This is a genomic window from Streptomyces sp. NPDC013317 (assembly GCF_055563155.1).
On the sequence record NZ_JBVHDX010000025.1, the window covers coordinates 21,766 to 42,109 of the forward strand.

Here is a 20,344-nt window from a genome sequence, read left to right on the forward strand (position 1 = left end):
GCTGTACGGGCGGGACGACGGCAACAGCCAGCGGCGGCAAGGGCCAAGGGCACCGGCCGACGGCAACCTTAGTCGTCACTCCGCCGATCCGGTGAAATGCTCTCTGACAAGTGACTGTACGACGGTGACATCCTGGGCGATCAGGGCGTCGAGCAGGGCGGTGTGTTCCGCGGCGTCGGCCACGAGGTCGCCGTGCCGGGTCACGGGGCCGCTCACCAGGGGCCACTGGGAGCGGCGGTGCAGGTCGTCGGCGACGGTGAGGAGCTGCTCGTTCCCGGCGAGCGAGAGGACGGCGCGGTGGAAGGCCCGGTCGGCCTCGGCGTAGTGGGCGCGGTCGCCGCGGGCGGCGGCTGCTCCGGTGGCCTCGGCGAGCGGCCGGAGCTCGGCCCAGCGGGCGGCGGGGACGGTGCGGGCGAGTCGGAGCATGATCGGGATCTCGATGAGCGCGCGGACCTCGGCCAGCTCGGCCAGCTCGCGGGGGGTGCGCTCGGTGACCCGGAAGCCGCGGTTCGGCACGACCTCGACGGCGCCTTCGACGGCGAGCTGCTGCATGGCCTCGCGCACGGGGGTCGCGGAGACGCCGAAGCGCTCGGCGAGGACGGGGGCGGAGTACACCTCGCCGGGGACCAGCTCGCCGCCGACGAGGGCCGTGCGCAGGGCCTGGAGGATCTGGCCGCGTACGGAGTGGCGCTGAACGGTGCGGGGGGCGGCGAGGCCGGACACGGGCATTTCGCAGGTCTCGCGGTCGGCGGGCGCGCCCAGGGCGGGCGTACGGCCGACCGGCGCACCGTGGACCTGGGCACCGTGCACCGGCGACCTGTGGAGGGGCTCGCTGTGGGTGTGCTCGCCGCGCGCCGGCTCCCCGCGGCCCTGCTCCGGGACCCGCGCCGCGCCGTCGTGCGGCGGGAGCGGACGGTCGGCCGCCCGCTCGCGCGCTCTGCCCTGCTCCACCCGGGTCCTCCTGCGGGGTCGTGCCGGGCCTGGCTCGCGATACCGAGGCCCCCTGTGCACCATAGGCGGACAGGGCCGCAGTTCAAACATCGATCGCGTCGGGTAAGGTAAGGCTAACCTGCTAACGATCGCGATTCGGTGGTCCCGTATGGCCCTCCCCGCTCTGCTCCCCGCCCCGTTCACCTCACCCGTCGCGGCCTCGTACGCCCGCCTCGGCGAGGTGTTCCCCGGCCTGCGGATAGAGGAGCTCGGTGATGGCGAGGACTCGCCACGCGGGGCCGGCTGGGTGGCCGCGGACGAGCTGGCGGCCGGCGGCGCCGCTCTCGACGCCTTCCTCGCCTGGGACAACGCGCAGGTGCTGCGGGACTACGGGCAGCAGGCCCGCCCCGACGTGGTGGCCGGCTTCGGACTGCACCGGTACGCCTGGCCCGCCTGCCTCCTCGTCACGGTCCCCTGGTTCCTGCACCGCCGCGTCCCTCGGCTGCCCGCCCGGAACGTGGCCTTCCAGCGGGCCCTCGGGCGGATGACCGTCCGGATCGAGGAGTTCGCCTGCCTGCCGGACGACCCCGCCGCGACCCTTCCCGGCGCCCGGGTCGTCCCGGACGAGGAGGCCCTGCGCGCCGAGGTCAGGAGCGCGCTCGCCGAGCACTTCGAGTCCGTCCTGGCCGGCTTCGGCCCGCGCATGCGGCGCGGGAAGCGGGCGCTGTGGGGCATGGCGACGGACGAGATCGTCGAAGGCCTCTGGTACATCGGGGCACTGTTCGGCGAGGAACAGCGCGCGATGGCCGAGCTGGAGCTGCTGCTGCCGGGCACGGCCAAGCCGTACGCGGGATCCGCGGGCTTCCGCGAGCTGCCCGGTGCCGAGGCGCCCGACGGAACGCCCCGCACCACCCGGGACCGCGCCGCGTGCTGCTTCTTCTACACCCTGCGCCCCGAGGACACCTGCCTGACGTGTCCGCGTACGTGTGACGCCGAGCGGGTCCGCCGGCTCACCGAGGCCGCCTGACCGTCCGACGGATTACGCCACTCGTACGGGTGACGTGAATCGAACGCAACTCCCTTGCTCCGCGTGGTCGTTCGACCAGATCGCACCTATTCGTATGCCGTCCGGCCCCATTGGCGTGCTCTTGCCGCGAAACCCCGTGAGCGGCCTCCGGGGTCGGCCAGTATGGGCGGCCGAAACGCCCTACTGCGATGCAAGGGACACCGCATGAGACTGACCGACATATCACTGGACTGGCTGCTTCCGGGTGGCGTCATGGTGGCCGGAGTCCTGACGGCGGTGGCGGTGCTCGCGCGCGGCAAGCGCGCCGGTGACCAGGCCGCGGCGGAGGACTCCTGGGAGCGCAGTGAGGAACGCCGCCGACGCAAGGAGGCCATCTACGGGACCGCCTCCTACGTCCTTCTCTTCTGCTGCGCGGCCGTGGCCGCCGCGCTCTCCTTCCACGGTCTGGTCGGCTTCGGCCGCCAGAACCTGAACCTCACCGGGGGCTGGGAGTACCTCGTCCCCTTCGGCCTCGACGGCGCGGCGATGTTCTGCTCGGTCCTCGCGGTGCGCGAGGCGAGCCACGGTGACGCGGCCCTCGGCTCGCGGCTCCTGGTGTGGACGTTCGCGGGCGCGGCCGCCTGGTTCAACTGGGTCCACGCTCCCCGGGGGCTCGGCCACGCGGGTGCCCCGCAGTTCTTCGCGGGCATGTCGCTCTCGGCGGCCGTCCTCTTCGACCGGGCCCTCAAGCAGACCCGCCGGGCGGCGCTGCGCGAGCAGGGTCTGGTGCCCCGGCCGCTGCCGCAGATCCGGATCGTACGGTGGCTGAGGGCGCCCAGGGAGACCTTCGCGGCCTGGTCGCTGATGCTCCTCGAGGGTGTGCGGACCCTGGACGAGGCGGTCGACGAGGTCCGTGAGGACCGGCGCGAGAAGGAGCAGAACCGGCTACGCAGGCGCGAGCGGGAGAAGCTCGACCGAGCGAGGATCAAGGCGATCAACCGTCAGCACCGGGCCTTCGGTCTGGGACGCGGCGGAGGACGTCAGGTCGAGGTGCCGGCCCTGAACTCCGGCGCGGGCTCCGCGACTCCGTCCGTGGGGACGGCCGTCGCGGAGCCCGCCATAGCGGACCCCGGACAGCTGCCGCTTCGACACCGGCCCTCCCTCCAGGCCGTGAAGGGTACTGAGCCCCGGACGGTGGACCTCACCGCCGAGGACGACACCCAGACGCTGCCCCGGCTCGACTCGCTGGAGCGCAAACTGAAGGACCTGGAGCAGCAGTTCGGCTGAGCAGGCCGACACGGACGGCGGGGCGGCGTGGAGGACTCACGCCGCCCCGCCGTTCAGCTCGAACCACACCACCTTGCCCACGCCGTGGGCCTCCACGCCCCAGGAGTCGGCCAGCTCCTGGACCAGAACCAGGCCCCTGCCGTTCGTACCGTCGTCGGCGATCGGTACGCGCGGCTCGGGGATCTTGGAGACGAAGTCCCGCACCTCGACCCGGAGGCTGTCCGGCACGACGGTCGCGGTGACCACGGCGCCGTGATCGGTGTGGATCAGCGCGTTGGTGACGAGTTCGCTCGTGAGCAGCTCCGCGACGTCGGAGGCGCCCGGTCCGCCCCAGGTCCGCAGCAGCCTGCGCAACGCGTGACGCACCTCCGGCACCGCCGTGAGATCCTCGCATCCCACCTTTCTCAGCAGTTGAGTCGGCTGTCGCGCCTCCCCGGCCATAACCCCCACCCACATGTCGGTACACATCTCCTCGAACAGGTTCACGGAGATGCATGCCCCACCCACCGGGCGGCATTCATACGCCGCCCGACTACGAGGGTCGTCCGCCCCCGTGGCCCCGCCGGGGCCCGTTCAGTGCGGGGGTGGCATGGGGTGCAGGGCGTTGGCTGTGGAGCACCCGCCTTCGCCGGGCATGCGCTGGATCCGGGACGGCGACCACACCTCGGTGGCGCCGGGGCCCACCCGGGCGAGCAGGCAGTCCTGTGCGTCGAAGCCGTTGCCCTTGACCGACAGGAGAACGCCCACCTGGTCGCCCTCGGCCTTCACCTCCGTACGAATCGCCGGGTCCATGTCCAGGGCGGCGAGCGCGCGGCGCACCTCGGCCTCGTCCGCCCGGCCGTTCGCCGGTACCCGGGGAAGCTTCGCGCGCAGCTGCTCGTACGGCAGCCTCGGCGGTTCGGGTGCCGGGGCGAAGGTCAGCGGAGGCCCTTCGGGGCAGTCCACGCCGTCCGGCTCCGCACGCCACTCCGACCGGGGAGACACCCGTATCGAGAAGCAGCGGACCACGGTGATCCGGTCCAGGTCGAACCGCGCGTTGTACGCCGTGCCGGAGGTGCGGACGACGACGTCGACACCGTCCCCGTCGTGGGTCGAGGTACCGGTCAGCTTCAGCACCTCCACGCCGTCGAGGCCGGAGGCGGAGCGCCCGACCTCCTCCGCCGTCCGTGGACGCTGACTGTAGAGGCGATCGCTCGCCTTCTGCGCCACCTCCTGGGCGGCGTCCTCCGCTTCGTCATCCGAGTTCTGCATCAGTCCACAGCCCGTGACGAACAGCAACATCGGTGCGAGCAGCAGCAGTCGGCGCATGCGTCCACCTTTCCGGTGCCGCCCTCCGACGGCCATCCGCTCAACTACTCATATCCACGTGGGCGATTGTAAGGAGGTGCGGCGATCTCGCCGTCATGTCCCGTCCAGCAGGCAGGCCAGCCCCGCCTCGGGTCGTCCGGCCACGACCACCTGTGGTCCGCCGACGAGCGAGGCGGCGATGGCCGGCTCCAGGGCGTCGGCCGCCGCCGCGCCGGAGACCGGCGGATGACTGCAACCGAGCGCACGGAAGGCCCCCTGGGCGGTGCGCCGCCCAGGGGGGCCTCGGACCCGCCCGCGCGCGGCGGGACGGGGCGGGCTCACGCGAGGGCGGCGGCCAGCAGGGCGAAGGCGGCGACGATGACGGCCACGCGGACGTAGTGGAGACGGTCCCAGCGCCTCATCTGCTCCTTCCAGTCGGCGGGCCGGGTGTCGGGGGTCCAGTTCTTGCCCCGGTTGTTGATGGGGACGAGCAGCAGGATCGACATGATCACGCTGACGATCAGCAGGGCGCCGGCGGTGACGATCAGGCCGGTGCCGGGGGCGCTCCACGCCGCGGCGGCCCAGGCCGCGACCAGGACGAGCGAGGTGATGTACCAGACCGGCATCACGGCGCCCAGCATCCGGCCCCCGTGGGAGCGGCCGAGCTGGCCGCTGTCCTCCGGGAGCGCGCTCAGGATCGGGTTGATGACGAAGGCGACGGAGAACTCCACCCCCACCATCACGCCGACGACCACGGTGGTGACGACCTCGAGTGCGTTGAGCATGACGACCCCTCCTGGGATCTAGCGCCGCTAGATGACGTTAGCAACGCTAGCGCTGCTAACGCTCGATTGTCTAGCGGTGCTAGAATCTGAGCATGTCGGTACAGGAACGCAAGGAACGTGAACGCGCGGTCCGCGAGCGCCTCATCGTGGCCACGGCCCGCGAACTCGCCGAGGAGCAGGGCTGGGACGCGGTCACCACCCGCCTGCTCGCCGAGCGCATCGAGTACAGCCAGCCCGTTCTCTACAGCCACTTCCGCGGCAAGCGCGAGATCATCGGCGCCGTCGCCCTGGAGGGCGCCGCCGAGATGGCCGCGGCACTGCGGGCCGCGACCTCGGCGGCGGACGGTCCGCGCGCCCGGGTCGCCGCGCTCGCCCGTGCCTACCTCGCCTTCTCCGAACGCAACCCGGCGGTCTACGACGCCATGTTCCAGCTCGACGGCGGGCTGGCGTTCGCGAAGGAGGACACCCCGGAGCCCCTGAAGGACGCGTTCGCCGCCCTCGTGGAGAGCCTCGGCGAGGTCGCCGGTGACGGCGTCCGTCCGGCGATGTTCACCGAGGTGTTCTGGGCCGCCCTCCACGGGCTGGCGACCCTGACCCAGGCCGGCCGTCTGCCGCCGGAGGACGCCGACCGCAGGGTGGAGCTGCTGGTGGCCCGGCTCCCCGTGCTCTGACGCACCGCGGTCGCCGGGAACACACGCGCTAGGGGCGCGGGACGTTCCGCAGGTTGGAGCGGGCCATCTGGAGCATGCGGCCCACTCCGCCGTCCAGGACGATCTTGCTGGCCGAGAGGGCGAAGCCGGAGACCATCTCGCGGCTGATCTTCGGGGGGATCGAGAGCGCGTTGGGGTCGGTCACGATGTCGACGAGCGCGGGGCCCTTGTGCCGGAAGGCGTCCCTGAGGGCGCCCGCGAGGTGCTTGGGCTTCTCCACGCGCACTCCGTAGGCGCCCGCCGCGCGGGCCACGGCGGCGAAGTCGGGGTTGTGGTTGGTCGTGCCGTACGACGGAAGGCCCGCGACCAGCATCTCCAACTCGACCATGGAGAGCGCGGAGTTGTCGAAGAGCACGATCTTCACCGGCAGGTCGTACTGGACCAGGGTGAGGAAGTCGCCCATCAGCATCGAGAACCCGCCGTCGCCGGACATCGAGATCACCTGACGGCCCCGGTCCGTGAACTGCGCGCCGATGGCCTGCGGCAGGGCGTTCGCCATCGAGCCGTGCGAGAAGGAGCCGATGATCCGGCGGCGACCGTTGGGCGAGACGTAGCGCGCGGCCCAGACGTTGCACATGCCCGTGTCGACCGTGAACACCGCGTCGTCGTCGGCCAGTTCGTCGAGGACCGAGGCGACGTACTCCGGGTGGATCGGGACGTGCTTCTCCACCTTGCGGGTGTACGCCTTGACGACGCCTTCGAGCGCGTCGGCGTGCTTCTTGAGCATCTTGTCCAGGAAGCGGCGGTCCGACTTCGCCCGTACCCGCGGGGTGAGGCAGCTCAGCGTCTCCCGGACATCGCCCCAGACCGCCAGGTCGAGCTTGGAGCGGCGGCCGAGCCGCTCGGGCCGGACGTCCACCTGGACGATTCTGACGTCGTCCGGCAGGAAGGCGTTGTACGGGAAGTCCGTGCCGAGCAGGATCAGCAGATCGCACTCGTGGGTGGCCTCGTAGGCCGCGCCGTAACCCAGCAGCCCGCTCATCCCGACGTCGAACGGGTTGTCGTACTGGATCCACTCCTTGCCTCGCAGCGCGTGCCCGACGGGCGCCTTCACCCGCTCGGCGAACTGCATCACCTCGGCGTGCGCCCCTGCCGTACCGCTGCCGCAGAACAGCGTCACCCGTTCGGCCTCGTCGATCATCCGGGCCAGGGCGGTGATCTCGGCGTCGCTCGGACGGACGGTGGGCCGGGAGGTGACGAGCGCGGTCTCCCACGTCTTGTCCGGGGCCGGTTCGGAGGCGATGTCGCCCGGCAGCGAGACGACGCTGACCCCGCCCTGCCCGATGGCGTGCTGGATGGCCGTCTGGAGCAGCCGGGGCATCTGGCGGGGGTTGGAGATCAGCTCGCTGTAGTGGCTGCACTCGGAGAAGAGCCGGTCCGGGTGGGTCTCCTGGAAGTAGCCGAGGCCGATCTCGCTGGAAGGGATGTGCGAGGCGAGCGCCAGGACCGGGGCCATCGAGCGGTGCGCGTCGTACAGGCCGTTGATCAGGTGCAGGTTGCCCGGGCCGCAGGAGCCCGCGCACGCCGCGAGGCGACCGGTGATCTGCGCCTCGGCTCCCGCGGCGAAGGCGGCGGTCTCCTCGTGCCGGACCTGGATCCAGTCGATGTCGGGCGTACGGCGGATGGCGTCGACGACGGGGTTCAGGCTGTCGCCGACGACTCCGTACAGCCGCCGGACGCCCGCCCGGACGAGGATGTCGACGAACTGTTCTGCCACGTTCTGCTTGGCCATGGATCCATCAACCCATGGGGCGGACCGTTACGCCTCCCAGACGGCCACGCCCGTACGGTCGTCGGCGTATCCCTTCACCCGGAGCTGGGTGTCGGCCAGAAAGGCCGCGAGCCCGGGCGGCTCGGGGGCCGCCCAGCGCTCCGCGAGCTCCTTGGCGAGGGCGGGCTCGCCGCGCATCGGCTCGGCGAGGCCGTTCGAGGCGAGGAGGAGGGTGTCACCGGGGCGGGCGACGGAGGCCCGGAAGCGGAACGGTTCGGCGGGCGGCGCGGGCGCGCCGGGGCCCGAGTCCCCCCAGGAGGGGGCCGGCGGCGCCCCCTCGGCCGAGGGGGCGCCCGGCGGGCCGGTGACGTGGAGTCTCATGGTCGCGCGATCGCCCTCCGCCGTCTCCGCGGGAGGTGAGCCGAAGCCGACCACGGGCGCGCCGACGAGCGTGGCGGGCTCCGGGAGCAGGGGCTCGATGTCCTGCCAGGCGCCGTCGCGGAGGCGGAAGAGACCGCCCGCGCCGATACCGAAGAAGACCCGCGTGCGGCAGGCGGGGTCGGCGGAGAGCAGCAGGCAGCGCAGTCCTGCCGTGTACTCCTCGGTACCCACGCCCAGTTCGGCGGCGCGGGCCCGCAACTTGCCGTAGGTGCGGTCGGTGAGCCGGTGGAGCCCCGACTTCAGGTCGCCGCGCCGGCCGGAGCGGATGTCCTCGGAGAGCCGGACGTGGCTGCGGCCGACGGCCTCGCCGATCCAGCGGCAGGTGTCGGCCGCGGCGAGGTGGGCGGCCTCGGCGGTGCGGGCGCCGCTCGCCACGGCGACGAGGACGAGCGCCGCCTCCTCCTGACCGAACCGAGCGGTGAGCAGGGCGTCCTTGCGGGGTTCGCCGCGGTAGCGGGCGGAGTCGCCACGCTGCGAGGCGGCGCGCAGGGTGTACGAGCCGTAGCGCGCGCCGTCGAGGACGGTGTCGGCGACCAGTTCGCCCAGCTCGCCGGGCCGGGCCGGGGGGAGAGCGGTGGGTTCGGCCTCGTAGGTGGGCGGGCGGTTGCCGATGTGGGCGGTACGGGGGCGGGGCACGGGCACGGCGTCCGCCTGGGGCGGGGCGGGCGGCTGCACGTCCGGCGTCGCGTCCGGCGTCTGGTCCGGCGTCTGGTCCGTCCGGGGAGCCGTCCTCGGGTCCGGCGCCGCCGCTCGGGGCGGGGGCGCCGCGAAGGAGCGTGGTTCAGGAGTGGCGCCGGGGTCGTCGAGCGGCTCCCAGGGGGCCCGGGGCGGCAGCGGCGCCGGGCTCGGCGCTCCGTCCGCCGTCCGGGGGGCCGAGGGCGGGGCCTGCGTCGTGGGCGGGAACTCCGGGGCCGGTGCCGTGACCGGGAACTCCGGGGCCGGAGGCGCCGGGGTCGGGAGCTCCGTCGTCGCCTGCGAGGCGGAGTCGAAGCGGTCGTCGAGCGTGTCGCCCGTCGTGGTCGGCGCCGTGTCCGGCGCCGACTCGTCGTAGAGCTTGTCCCACCAGTTGTCCCCCTGCTGAGTCATGCCCTTATTGTCCACCGCGCGGGCCGCCAGAAAACGGGACATGACGAAAAAGGGGTCCGCCGGGCGACCCCACCCCCCACGGGAAGGACGCCCGGCGGACCGGCGTGATCAGCGCACGTCGTAAGCGCGGACCACGGTCTGGGTGACGGAGTTGCCGTTGGCGTCCGTCAGTTCGGACTTCAGGGTGACCGGCTTGCCGGCCGCGCCCGCGTGGTTCACGGTCGCGGTCCAGGCGCCGTCCTGCCGCGAGACCTGCGCCTCCGTCCAGGTCGCGCCTCCGTCGTAGGAGTACGAGAGCCTGGCCGAGGTGAGCGCGGCTGCCTGGTAGCCCGCGTGACCCGTCGCGCTGAGGCCGATCTTCTGGCCGTCGGTCGCGGCGAGGGTCTTGAGTCCGTCCTCCGGAAGGGTGTACCGGGGGAAGAGAATCGGGATGCCTTGAGAGTAGACGCTCTCGTCGGCCTGGGAGGTGAATTCCCACACCGAGTTGACGGATGTGGAGCGGTCCCACACCTTGCTGCCGATCTTCATGGTGTTCTGTTCGAGCGTGTACGCACCGCGCTCGGACGGAACTTCGAAGACCCCGAACGGCCATCCGGTCTCGCCGAGCAACTCCCCGTCCCTGCTCAACCGGAGGTTGCCGATGTCCCCGAAGGACCCGGGCTGGGAGTAGTGGGTGCCGTCGCCCCACAGGGAGTCCGCGAAGCCCATCAGGTCGCCCTGGCGTTCGGCGACGAGGACGGGCTCACCGGACGCGTCCTGCGGCGCGGTCGGCGCGACGACACCGTCGTACCAGCGCTCGGTACGCCTCTCCCCCGCCGTGTAGGCGCGCTGGGCCCCGATCATGAACTCGCCGAAGGGGAAGCTGGAGGAGAGCATCTGGTCCCACCGGGTGTCCCCGGGCGTGTAGTACTCCGTCCGGGTGCCGGGGGCCGGGACCGGCTCGATGGCGCCGAAGTAGACGGCCGTGCCGTTGGGGCGGTAGGCGGCCGCGTTGTCGATGAAGTCGGTGGCCACGCCCATCGAGCCGTAGGTGGACTCGGTGCGGCCCAGCCGGCCGTCGCGGACCCGGTAGGTCCTGTCGTCGCGGATCGAACCGGTCTCGGGGAAGGCGAGGTTGTAGAGGTACGGACTCTTCGCCGTGGCCTTCCAGGAGAGGGTGACCTCGCCGGCGGAGAGCTTCCCGAGCAGCGCGGCGGCCTCCGCGGAGTCGACGGCGAGGACCGGGAACCCCGCTCCGGTGAAGCCTGCGGTCGGGTACCAGCGGGCGGTCGAGGTGCGGTGGGCGAGGACCGCGACGGCTCCCTCGGCCTTGGCGTTCCGGGCGACCGTGCTCGCGTTGGTGGAGGTGTCGGGGAAGCGGACCAGGGCCACGCGGCCGCGGACGCCGGCCGCCTTCAGCTCCTCCGGGGTTCCGTCGCCCGCGTCGACGAGCCGGGCGGAGCCGGTCCCGTCGAGGTTGTCGGAACCGAGGGAGCCGGTGACCGGGTGCAGGACGGTGCCGTCGCCCGTCTTCAGCTCGGCGATCTGCGGGGCGACGGTGCGCCAGTAGCTGCCGAACTCGAAGTCGCCCTCGTCGGCGCGGCCTTCGACCGAGGCGTAGTAGCCGCGGATCGAGCGCACACCGGCGGCCGAGCCGGAGTGCAGCCAGGTGTCGTCCCAGGATCGGGCGAACGCCAGGGTGGTGCCGCGCTGTTCACCGGGCTTGTCGGTCGTCACCGAGAGCCGGTGGGCCTTGCGCGCGTCGAGGACGACGGTGGTGTCCTTCGTGACCTCGATCTGCGGGCGGGCCAGGTAGCTGAGCGAGTCGTTCAGCGTGGCGCCCTCGCCGGCGTCGGGGGTGGTGACGAAGGAGGTGAGGAAGTAGCTGCCGGGACGGACCTGGAAGACCTGGTCGGTGGCGCCCTCGTTGAAGCGGCGCTCGCCGCTCGCGGTGTCGGTGCCGATGAGGTCGAGGGACGAGGCGCCGCCGGCGGGGCTGCCCTGACGGTCTATCAGCTTGACCCGCAGGGTGACGGTCTCGGGCTGGACGTAGAGCGAGAACGGCGTCGAGACGTGGACGCCGCCGGGGGCTGTGGCGACCACCCTGCCGGTGACGTCCCCGTACTGGGCGCGCTCCAGGTGGGCGGCCGGGTCCAGGTGGAGCGGGGCCTCGACGGTCGCGCCGGCCGGGACGGTGACGGTGCGCCTGGCGAGCCGGGCGACGGAGGACCGTACGCGCGATCCGTCGTTGCCGGTGACCCTCTCGACGTCGAGCGTCAGGGTGACGGCCTTCGTGGAGGTGTTCGTGTACGGGACGGAGACCGAGGTGCGGTCGCTGCCGTCCTGGGGCCAGTTGAAGGTGCCGCCCTGGACGGCGTCGGCGCCGAGGACCGTCTGGTCGACGGCGGCCTTGACGTCGAGCCGGCCGCCGCCGACCTCGCGTACGTCACCGGGGACGGAGCTCTCGGCGGAGGAGACGAGAGCGGCCTTGATCTGCTGGGCGGTCCAGTCGGGGTGGCGCTGCTTGACGATGGCGGCGGCGCCCGCGACGTGCGGGGTGGCCATCGACGTACCGGACATGGCCTGGTAGGCGTAGACGCCCCGGCCGCCCGCCGCCGCGGCGGAAATGCCGACGCCGGGGGCCGCGATCTCCGGCTTGAGGGTGTGACCGAGCGTCGTCGGGCCGCGGCTGGAGAAGTACGCGGTGGAGTCGTCCCGGTCGGTCGCGCCGACGGTGAGGACGCTCGGCGCGCAGCCCGGCGAGGAGACCGTGTTGAGGGAGGGGCCGGTGTTCCCGGCGGCCACGACGAACAACGTGCCCTCGTTCTGGGCGAGTTTTTCGGCAGCGATGCTCATGGGGTCGGTGCAGTCGGTCTCGGCGGGGTTGCCGAGGCTCATGGAGACGACGTCGGCGCCCTGGGCGACGGCCCACTCCATGCCGGCGATGATCCAGGAGGTGGCGCCGGAGCCGGAGTCGTTCAGGACCTTGCCGTTGAGGAGGTCCGCGCCGGGCGCCACACCCTTCTTCTTTCCGCCGCTCGCCGCGCCGGAGCCGCCGACGGTGGAGATCGTGTGGGTGCCGTGGCCCTGGCGGTCGCCGGCGGTGTCGGAGTCGGTGAAGTTCTCCGAGGCGACGACCCGGCCCTTGAGGTCGGGGTGCTCGACGTCGGCGCCGGTGTCCAGGACCGCGACCCTGGTCCCCTTGCCGTCGAAGCCGGCGGCCCAGGCCTCGGGCGCGTGGACCTGCTTCGTCGAGCGCTCCAGGGTGGCCTGGACCTTGCGGTCGAGCCAGAGCTTCTTCAGACCGGAGGCGGACCGGGCGGCGGGGGTGTTCACGTCCGCCCAGAAGGCGGAGGCCTGCCTCTTGTCCGCCGTGAGCGCGACGCCGTCGACGGTCTCGAGGACCTGGCCGCGCCGCGCGCCGCGCGGGGCGGCCGGGACGGAGCGGGCGAGGTCGGAGCCGTAGACGGCGATCAGGGGGAGCCAGGTGGTGCCGGCGTCGTCGTACCCCTGCCGGATCAGGCCCGTGACGTTGAAGAGCTCCTCGTCGACGCGGCCCGCGGCGAGGGCGCCGGTGGCGCCCTCGGGGTAGACGTACAGGTCCGGGCCCGAGCGGCGCGTCTGGACGAAGGGCACCGTCCCGTCCTCGCGGGGCAGCGCGGCGGCGGCCGGGTTCCCGGCGGCGTCACGGGTGACGACGACCCGGTCGCCCGTGACCAGCGTGACGGTGGCGGCCCGCCCCCCGGCGCGGGCCTGGGCCTCGCTGCCGACGAGCGGACGCTTGCCGGTCGTGTCGTCCTGCGGCGCGGCCGCCGTGGACGGCGCGACCGCGGTGACGGCCAGGACGGCGGCGGTCGCCGCCCCCAGGGCCGTACGCGAAATCGGGCGCATCACTCTCCCCATCTGAATCCGGACCAAGGCAGGCAAAATCCCCCGACCCGGAGGCTGTTGGTGCTGCGGTGACGCCACATTGGCAGAGGTGAGGGTGGTGCAGGGATGATGTGCGCGGCGGGAATACGTCGTGGCCGATTTCCGCCAGAGCACCAACGGAACGAATGCGTCCGGTGAACGTCCCGGGAATGTCCGGGACGCCCCAGGACGTCCCGGGCGAGGGGTGGGCAGCGATGCTGGGAGCGATAGGTCTCGACGAACGGCAGGAGTCGGCGTACCGCGCGCTCGTCGCGCTGGGGGCCGCGGAGGTCGCGGACCTGGCGCACCGCCTCGCCCTGCCCGAGACGGACACCGAGCGGGCGCTGCGGCGCCTGGAGTCCCAGGGCCTGGCCGCGCAGTCCTCGGCACGGACCGGGCGGTGGGTCGCGGCCCCGCCGGGGGTGGCCCTGGGCGCGCTGCTGACGCAGCAGCGGCACGAGCTGGAACAGGCCGAGCTGGCGGCGGCGCTCCTCGCGGAGGAGTACCGGGCGGAGGCGGCGGAGCCGGCCGTCCACGACCTGGTGGAGGTGGTGACCGGCGCGAGCGCCGTCACCCACCGCTTCCTCCAGCTCCAGCTGGGCGCGACCGACGAGGTCTGCGCGCTGGTGACCGGCAAGCCCATCGCGGTCTCCGGGATGGAGAACGACGCGGAGGAGCTGGCGGCGGGGCGGGGCGTCTCCTACCGGGTCGTCATCGAGCGGGAGGTGCTGAGCCTGCCGTCGGGGATCGTCGAGCTGTCGGCCGCGCTCGGCCGTGAGGAGCAGATCCGGGTGGTCGACCGGGTCCCGACCAAGCTGGTGGTCGCGGACCGCGCGCTGGCGATGGTCCCGCTGACCGGCCGCGGCGCGGAGCCCGCGGCGCTCGTGGTGCACGCGAGCGGGCTCCTGGAGTCGCTGATGGGCCTCTTCGAGGCGGTCTGGCGCGACGCGCTGCCGCTTCGGCTGGGGGCGGGCGCGCAGATCACTCAGGCGGAGGTGCCGGGCCCCGACGTGACGGATCTGGAGATCCTCTCGCTGCTCCTGGCCGGCATGACGGACGCGAGCGTGGCCAAGCAGCTGGACCTGGGCCTGCGGACGGTTCAGCGCCGGGTGAAGGGCCTGATGGAGCTGTCGGGTGTGACGACCCGGCTGCAGCTGGGCTGGCACGCCTACGAGAAGGGGTGGGTGGCCCGCAGATAGGACGGGGGGCGCCGAGCGGGGCGGGGGCCGAGCGGGGCGTGCGCACGGGCGCCGCGCCCCCCGTACGTACCCTGCGACCTGCGCGGAGATCATGGGTCCTGCACGCTGGGCAGATGGGTGTGTGGCAGCTGTTGCTCGTCGCGATGGTGATGCTGCTCGGCCTGTTCGGGGTACTGGCTCCCGGCGTGCCGGGGCCGTGGCTGGTGTGGGCGGCCATGCTCTGGTGGGCGCTGCACGAGCAGAGCGGACTCGCCTGGATCCTGCTCGTCGCCTCGACCGCGCTGCTCCTGCTCACCCAGGTGGTGGTGTGGCTCCTGCCGCAGCGCCGGATCCGGGGCGTCGGCATCACCCGGCGGATGGTGACGTACGCCGGGGTCGGCGCGTTCCTCGGCTTCTTCCTGATCCCCGTGATCGGCGCCGTCCCCGGTTTCATCGGCGGGATCTACCTCTGCGAACGGCTCCGCCTGGGCGGGCACGGCCAGGCCAGGGCGTCCACGAGGACCGTCATGCGGGCGGCCGGGACGAGCATCCTCGTGGAGATGTTCGCCTGTCTGCTGATCGTCGGCGCGTGGGCAGGCGCGGTGATCTGGGGCTGAACGCGGGACCGGGGCCTCGGACCTAGGTCCGCGGACCCGTGCGCGGTCGGCCGGATCGCCGATGCGCCGCCCGGAGTCCGGGCTCGATGCTGGCCGTATGAGGGATTTCGAGGGATTCAGCGTCGCCGAGCTCGCCTACCTCCGCACGCAGCGCCTCGGCCGCATGGCCACGGTCGACCCCACGGGTCAGCCGCAGGCCAATCCGGTCGGCTTCTTCCCCCAGGAGGACGGCACGGTCCTGGTCGGCGGACTCGCGATGGGCCGCTCGAAGAAGTGGCGCAACCTCCGCGCCAACCCCAAGGTGGCGCTGGTCGTCGACGACCTCGCGAGCGTCCGGCCGTGGCGGGTGCGCGGGGTGGAGATCCGGGGCGTGGCCGAGCTGCGGGTGGGGCCGCACGAGCTCGGCCCGCACTTCAGCGAGGAGGTGATCCGGATTCACCCGCACCGGATCCACAGCTGGGGCCTTCCGGAGGTCACGGACCCTTCGGAGGTCACGGACCCTTCGGAAGATCGATCTGGTACTTGATGAAGCCGGTGTCGCGGGCGACCTTGTCGTAGAGCCGCCGGGCGGTGGTGTTGGACGCCTGGGTGTTCCAGTAGACCCGGTCGCAGCCCTGCTCCTTCGCCCACTCGGTCACCGCCGCGATCAGGGCGCGCGCCACGCCCCGGCCGCGCGCGTCGGGGTCGGTGAACAGGTCCTGGAGGTAGCAGACGTCCGGACCTGAGGTGCTGGGGTGGACGAGGAAGTGGGTGAAACCGACGAGGCGCCCGTCGAGCCGTGCCGCCCGCGCGTGGACCCGCGCGCCCTCCCGGAAGGCGTTCCACGCCCGCTCGTACAGGGCGTCGGGCTCCGTACGGCCGTAGAAGTCGATGTAGGCGCGGAAGAGACGCTCCCAGGCGTCGCGGTCGTCGGGTCCGAGCAGGTCTGTTTCGATCATGCGTTCATTGTGGCGGAACGGGCGCGAGCCTCCGGTAGTGGTGTGCGTACGACCGCCAGGGCCGCCAGGCGTCGGACCCGGACCGGGCGTCCGGGTCCGTCTCCGGGCACATGTCGGGGTGCGCGTCGGGGTCCGCTTCGGGGGCCGCCTCCGGGTCGACGTCGGGGTCGCCGAGGGCCCGCGCACGGATCACGGCCGCGTGGGTGGGGGTCACCCCGGGGACGGCGCGCAGAGCGCGCTCGGACTCGTCGCGGTCGGCGCCCGGATCGAGGCGTACGGTCCCGGTGGCGAGTGCGGTGGCCAGCGGGCCGGCCTGGGGGTGGCCGGTGAGCGCGGCGGGCTCGGGGAAGAGGTGCGTGAGGGCGCCGCAGGCGTTCTCCAGGGGGGTGCCCAGGGCCGGGACCAGCCGCGCCGCCTCGTCGGGGCCGACGACGGTCCGGAGCGCGAACTCGTCCGGGTCGGCCGCGCCCGGCGACCGCAGTCCGGGGCGGGCGGCGACCCGCTCGGCGAGGACCGGATCGGCGCCGAGGCGCTCCGCGACGGCGTAGGGGTCGGCGTCCAGGTCGAGGAGCCGGCGCAGCCGCTGGACGGCGGTGGTCAGGTCGCGGAGGTCGGAGAGGTGGATCCGGGCCTCCAGCCAGGGCCCGGCGGAGCGCTCGTCGACGGAGACGATGCCGGTGCCGTACGGGAGGCGGAGCGTACGGCGGTAGGTGCGGGCTCCGGGGGCGCCGAGCACCTCCTCGACGCCCGGGAGGGCCTCGGCGGCGAGCAGGTCGAAGACCTCGCGGGCGGCGTACGGGCCCCGGTGCGCGAGCCGCAGCGGCACGCCGGCGGCCAGCGCGGTACGGGGTCCGGCGCCGGTACCGGACTCGGCGCGCAGCTCGGTGGGGGTACGGGCGTAGATGCGGCGGATCGTGTCGTTGAACTGACGCACGCTGGCGAAGCCGGACGCGAAGGCGATCTCGGTGACGGGCAGCCCGGTGGTCTGCAGGAGCAGCCGGGCGGTGTGGGCGCGCTGGGCGCGGGCGAGGGCGACGGGGCCCGCGCCGAGTTCGGCGGTGAGCTGGCGCTGCACCTGGCGGGGGCTGTAGCCGAGGCGTCCGGCGAGGCCTGGGACGCCTTCGCGGTCGACGACGCCGTCTCCGATCAGCCGCATGGCGCGCCCGACGACGTCGGCGCGGACGTTCCACTCGGCGGAACCGGGCACGGCGTCCGGCCGGCAGCGCCGACAGGCCCGGAATCCGTGGCCCTGGGCGGCGGCGGCGGTGGGGAAGAACGTGACGTTCTTACGCTTGGGGGTGACGGCGGGGCAGCTGGGCCGGCAGTAGATCCCGGTGGTCTCGACGGCGAAGAAGAACGCCCCGTCGAACCGCGCGTCCCGGCTGCTGACCGCCTCGTACCGCGTGTCCTCTGCCGCGGCGGTCCCGGTTTCCTGATGCCTCACACCACCCAGTGTGCGGGACCACGTCGCCCGGGTCTGGCGGCTTTCGGACACCACGCTGGGTCCCGGGGCAGCCCAGCGGCAGGCAAGCGCACCGCGAGCTCGCGGGGGTGCGGCCGCCGGGCCGGGTGGCCGCCCAGGGGGCTTGCCCCCTGGGCGGCCCCCCGGCTCCAGGCGCTTCGCACGTGGTGGCTAACGGGACGTGTTCCGGTGGCCGGTGCCGCGCTTCGCTTCCATGGCCGCGCGGCCCTCCGCGCCCTTGCGCTTCCAGTCCTTGAGCATCTCGGCGCGCACGCGGGCGTCCGTCTTGGCGACGATGCGCTGGTTCTCGCGCAGGAGCTTGCGGTAGCTCTCCAGGCGGCGCACGGGCAGGGTGCCGTCGTCCACCGCCGCCGTCACGGCGCAGCCCGGCTCCGCCTCGTGGGCGCAGTCGTGGAACCGGCACTCCTCGGCCAGGGCCTCGATCTCCGAGAAGACCTGGCCGACGCCGGTCTCGGCGTCCCAGAGCCCGACTCCGCGCAGCCCGGGGGTGTCGATGAGCACACCGCCCTCGGGCAGCACGAGCAGGTTGCGCGTGGTCGTGGTGTGGCGGCCCTTGCCGTCCACGTCACGAGCCGCCTGGACCGTCATCACGTCCTCGCCGAGGAGCGTGTTGGCGAGCGTGGACTTCCCGGCGCCGGAGGCCCCGAGCAGCACGCTCGTCCCGCCCGACACCAGCTCGCGGAGCACGTCGAGCCCCTCGCCGGTCGCCGAGCTGACGGGAATCACCTGGACGCCCGGCGCCACGGTCTCCACGTCCTCGACGAGGTACGAGAGCCCGACCGGGTCGGGTACGAGATCGGCCTTGCTGAGCACCACGAGCGGCTGGGCGCCCGACTCCCACGCCAGGGCGAGGAAGCGCTCGACGCGACCGAGGTCCAGTTCGACGGCGAGCGAGACCGTGATGATCGCGTGGTCGACGTTGGCCGCGAGGATCTGGCCCTCGGACCGCTTGGACGACGTGGACCGCGCGAACGCCGTGCGGCGCGGCATGAGCGTCCGTACGTAACGCGGGTCGCCGTCCGGGTCGACGGCCGCCCAGTCACCCGTGCAGACGACCTTCAGCGGGTCGCGCGGCACGACGAACTCGGTGTCGGCCCGCACGGTGCCGATCGGGGTGACGAGGTCGCACTGACCACGGTCGACCCGGAGCACCCGGCCGGGCAGGAGCCCCTGCTCGGCGTACGGGGCGAACGCGGCCTCCCAGCCCTCGTCCCAGCCGTACGGGGCGAGCGGGTGCGCGGGAGAGGAAGAGGAGGAGAGCGAAGAGGAGGAACGGACAAGAGAGGAGAAAGACAAGGGGAACCCTTCGAGGGGTGGCCCCGGCACGCGCCGAACGGCGCGGAAGAAAGGAGGAGTCAGCCGGCGGCCACGGAGGTGACGTGGAGGTCGTACGCGAAGCGGGCAGCGCCCGACGTGACAGCAGCCATCGGTCACACCTCCTGAAGAGAACACACTCGACTGACACCGGCGGCCGTCAGTCGGCCGCCGAGGAACACGAGGATCGTAACTACGGCCCCTCGAGGCGCGCCACCTCTTTCCGCCCAAGGAGCGCGGTCTACATGACTCCCCATCAGGAACCGCATGACGCGTCGCGGGACGCGATCGCGCGGGGCTTCAAGGACGAGCTGTACGAGCGTTCGGCACGGACGAGGCCGAACGCTTCTCCGGCCGGGAGGCACTGATCCACCGGATCATGGAGCGGCTGGAGCTCGGCCGAGCCGCTCACGGCGCTCGCCTCGGCTCTGGCCGGGCTCACGGGGGTGGGACCGGCCCGGGTCGGTCCCCGGCAGGCGGCCGGGAGGGCTCAGACCACGACCACCTCGACCGTGGACACCGGGTTGCAGCCGTAACCCTGGGCGTTCCACGGGGCGCGGTCGGGCTGGGTGGCGCCGTGGGAGTCGGTCGCGCGGGCCAGCAGGCGGTACCGGCCGGGGCGGCGCGGCGTCCACCGGTACGACCAGGCCGTCCAGGCGTACGGGCCGGTGGGCGGCTCGAGTTCGGCGTCGTGCCACTCGGCGTCCGGGACGCCCTCCCCCGGGCCGGTGCCGTCCTCGTCCTCGGCCCGGACCTCGACCCGGCCCACGGACCGGCCGGCGCCCGACCAGGCCCGGCCGCGTACGACGGTCTGCGTGCCGCGGCGCAGGTCCTCGTCCGGTTCGGGCGCGGTGATGAGCGACTTGACGCGGATGGCGGTGACGGGCCCGTCGGGGGTGCCGTCCGAGGCGATGTAGACGTACTCCTCGGTCTGGAAGACGCCGGTGAAGGGTTCGGTGACGGCCCGCGCCCCGACCAGCCACTTCACGTCGGCGACCGCGTACCGGCCGGGGACCACGAGCCGGACGGGGGCGCCGTGCCCGGGCGTGAGCGGTTCGCCGTTCAGGTGCGTGGCGAGGAGGGTGTCGGGGTGGAGCGCCTCGGCGAGCGGGAGGGCGCGCTCGAAGGCCGTGGGGCGCCCGTGGACGGTGCCGGTGTCGGCTCCCGCGAAGACGAACTCGACGGTCGCCGGGTCGAGGCCGGCCCGCTCGGCGACCCGGCGGAACGGCACGCCCGCGAACCGGGCGCAGCCGACGGCGCCGCGACCCCACGGCAGCCCCGGCGGGCGCGGGTTCATCAGGGCGCGTCCGTTGCCCGCGCACTCCAGGACGACGTCGAACTCGCGCCGGCCGGGGCGGCCGAGGGCGATGAGTTCCTCGTAGTCGAGGGTGAGCGGTGTGGTCACGGCGCCGTCGACGCGGAGCCGCCAGTCGGCGGTCCCGGTGGGCGGGACGCCGAAGTGGTCCCGTACGAAGAGGGCGTCGGCGGGCGTCACCGGACCGGCCAGCGCGGCCAGCGGCGTCTGGGCGTTGTACGGCTCGGTGGTCACCGTCTCGGGGGCCCAGGCGGTCGCGCCCTGCCCTCGCGGAACGGCCGATGCGGTCATGACGCCGACACCTCCGTGGGCGCGGTCCCGGTGGGCGCCGCGCCGGTGGGGCGCGGTCCCGCTCTCAGCGTACGTCG

18 protein-coding genes are annotated in these 20,344 nt (G+C 73.3%); 6 read left to right on the forward strand and 12 right to left on the reverse strand.

All coding sequences use genetic code 11. The features are described 5' to 3' along the window. Positions 1 to 75: 75 nt before the first annotated feature. Positions 76 to 951 carry a GntR family transcriptional regulator gene (locus ACZ3IJ_RS35240; protein WP_467475145.1) on the reverse strand — a complete coding sequence of 292 codons (876 nt, stop codon included), beginning with the start codon at positions 949 to 951 and terminating at the stop codon, positions 76 to 78. A gap of 148 nt (positions 952 to 1,099) precedes the next feature. Here ACZ3IJ_RS35240 and ACZ3IJ_RS35245 point away from each other — a divergent pair, with 148 nt between their 5' ends. Both ACZ3IJ_RS35245 and ACZ3IJ_RS35250 read left to right on the forward strand, forming a co-directional pair. Further along, on the forward strand, positions 1,100 to 1,957 hold the full coding sequence (locus ACZ3IJ_RS35245) for a (2Fe-2S)-binding protein (protein ID WP_467475147.1): 858 nt from the start codon (positions 1,100 to 1,102) through the stop codon (positions 1,955 to 1,957). Positions 1,958 to 2,161: 204 nt separating this feature from the next. Continuing rightward, a complete protein-coding gene (locus ACZ3IJ_RS35250; RefSeq protein WP_391802216.1) occupies positions 2,162 to 3,223 on the forward strand; it encodes a DUF2637 domain-containing protein in 1,062 nt (353 codons plus the stop codon). Positions 3,224 to 3,259: 36 nt separating this feature from the next. Here the strand turns inward: ACZ3IJ_RS35250 and ACZ3IJ_RS35255 are convergent, their stop codons facing one another. From ACZ3IJ_RS35255 to ACZ3IJ_RS35270, 4 genes are all read right to left on the reverse strand, one after another. After that, entirely contained in the window at positions 3,260 to 3,664 is a 405-nt protein-coding gene (locus ACZ3IJ_RS35255; RefSeq protein WP_467475203.1) for an ATP-binding protein, read from the reverse strand. Between the two features lie 132 nt (positions 3,665 to 3,796). Then, positions 3,797 to 4,531: a translation initiation factor IF-2 gene (locus ACZ3IJ_RS35260; protein ID WP_467475150.1), complete on the reverse strand. Its 735-nt coding sequence runs from the start codon at positions 4,529 to 4,531 to the stop codon at positions 3,797 to 3,799. Between the two features lie 93 nt (positions 4,532 to 4,624). Continuing rightward, complete coding sequence (locus ACZ3IJ_RS35265) at positions 4,625 to 4,852, reverse strand: hypothetical protein (RefSeq protein WP_467475152.1); 228 nt, start codon at positions 4,850 to 4,852, stop codon at positions 4,625 to 4,627. Beyond that, on the reverse strand, positions 4,849 to 5,295 hold the full coding sequence (locus ACZ3IJ_RS35270; protein WP_467475154.1) for an anthrone oxygenase family protein: 447 nt from the start codon (positions 5,293 to 5,295) through the stop codon (positions 4,849 to 4,851). Before ACZ3IJ_RS35270 ends, ACZ3IJ_RS35265 begins: the two co-directional genes overlap by 4 nt. A 92-nt stretch (positions 5,296 to 5,387) precedes the next feature. On the opposite strand from ACZ3IJ_RS35270, the gene ACZ3IJ_RS35275 reads away from it, so the two are divergent. Next, positions 5,388 to 5,966 (forward strand): TetR/AcrR family transcriptional regulator, encoded by a 579-nt coding sequence (locus ACZ3IJ_RS35275; protein WP_467475156.1) that lies wholly within the window; start codon positions 5,388 to 5,390, stop codon positions 5,964 to 5,966. A 28-nt stretch (positions 5,967 to 5,994) separates the two neighbouring features. On the opposite strand, the gene ACZ3IJ_RS35280 is transcribed toward ACZ3IJ_RS35275, so the two are convergent. The 3 genes from ACZ3IJ_RS35280 to ACZ3IJ_RS35290 form a co-directional block, all read right to left on the reverse strand. After that, positions 5,995 to 7,737: a pyruvate dehydrogenase gene (locus ACZ3IJ_RS35280; protein WP_467475158.1), complete on the reverse strand. Its 1,743-nt coding sequence runs from the start codon at positions 7,735 to 7,737 to the stop codon at positions 5,995 to 5,997. 27 nt (positions 7,738 to 7,764) lie between these two features. Next, positions 7,765 to 9,243 (reverse strand): protein phosphatase 2C domain-containing protein, encoded by a 1,479-nt coding sequence (locus ACZ3IJ_RS35285; RefSeq protein WP_467475160.1) that lies wholly within the window; start codon positions 9,241 to 9,243, stop codon positions 7,765 to 7,767. Between the two features lie 108 nt (positions 9,244 to 9,351). Continuing rightward, on the reverse strand, positions 9,352 to 13,113 hold the full coding sequence (locus ACZ3IJ_RS35290; RefSeq protein ID WP_467475162.1) for a S8 family peptidase: 3,762 nt from the start codon (positions 13,111 to 13,113) through the stop codon (positions 9,352 to 9,354). Positions 13,114 to 13,346: 233 nt separating this feature from the next. Between ACZ3IJ_RS35290 and ACZ3IJ_RS35295 the strand changes: the two genes are divergently transcribed. The 3 genes from ACZ3IJ_RS35295 to ACZ3IJ_RS35305 all read left to right on the forward strand — a co-directional run bounded on the left by ACZ3IJ_RS35295 (position 13,347) and on the right by ACZ3IJ_RS35305 (position 15,452). After that, a complete protein-coding gene (locus tag ACZ3IJ_RS35295) occupies positions 13,347 to 14,330 on the forward strand; it encodes a helix-turn-helix domain-containing protein (RefSeq protein ID WP_467475164.1) in 984 nt (327 codons plus the stop codon). A 113-nt stretch (positions 14,331 to 14,443) separates the two neighbouring features. Then, a complete protein-coding gene (locus tag ACZ3IJ_RS35300) occupies positions 14,444 to 14,926 on the forward strand; it encodes a DUF456 domain-containing protein (RefSeq protein ID WP_383228913.1) in 483 nt (160 codons plus the stop codon). A gap of 97 nt (positions 14,927 to 15,023) precedes the next feature. Next, the gene (locus ACZ3IJ_RS35305) at positions 15,024 to 15,452 is read left to right on the forward strand and encodes a PPOX class F420-dependent oxidoreductase (protein ID WP_467475167.1); all 429 of its coding nucleotides are present in this window, start codon (positions 15,024 to 15,026) and stop codon (positions 15,450 to 15,452) included. Here ACZ3IJ_RS35305 and ACZ3IJ_RS35310 read toward each other — a convergent pair. The 4 genes from ACZ3IJ_RS35310 to ACZ3IJ_RS35325 all read right to left on the reverse strand — a co-directional run bounded on the left by ACZ3IJ_RS35310 (position 15,418) and on the right by ACZ3IJ_RS35325 (position 20,267). Beyond that, positions 15,418 to 15,864 carry a GNAT family N-acetyltransferase gene (locus tag ACZ3IJ_RS35310; RefSeq protein ID WP_467475169.1) on the reverse strand — a complete coding sequence of 149 codons (447 nt, stop codon included), beginning with the start codon at positions 15,862 to 15,864 and terminating at the stop codon, positions 15,418 to 15,420. The two genes, ACZ3IJ_RS35305 and ACZ3IJ_RS35310, sit on opposite strands and share 35 nt — an antisense overlap. Before the next feature lie 4 nt (positions 15,865 to 15,868). Beyond that, positions 15,869 to 17,308, reverse strand: a complete 1,440-nt coding sequence (locus tag ACZ3IJ_RS35315; protein WP_467475171.1) for a DNA-3-methyladenine glycosylase 2 family protein — start codon at positions 17,306 to 17,308, stop codon at positions 15,869 to 15,871. Positions 17,309 to 17,497: 189 nt separating this feature from the next. After that, positions 17,498 to 18,643 carry a ribosome small subunit-dependent GTPase A gene (gene rsgA / locus ACZ3IJ_RS35320; protein ID WP_467475173.1) on the reverse strand — a complete coding sequence of 382 codons (1,146 nt, stop codon included), beginning with the start codon at positions 18,641 to 18,643 and terminating at the stop codon, positions 17,498 to 17,500. Between the two features lie 508 nt (positions 18,644 to 19,151). Then, positions 19,152 to 20,267, reverse strand: a complete 1,116-nt coding sequence (locus tag ACZ3IJ_RS35325) for a sulfite oxidase (RefSeq protein ID WP_467475175.1) — start codon at positions 20,265 to 20,267, stop codon at positions 19,152 to 19,154. Between the last annotated feature and the right edge of the window lie 77 nt (positions 20,268 to 20,344).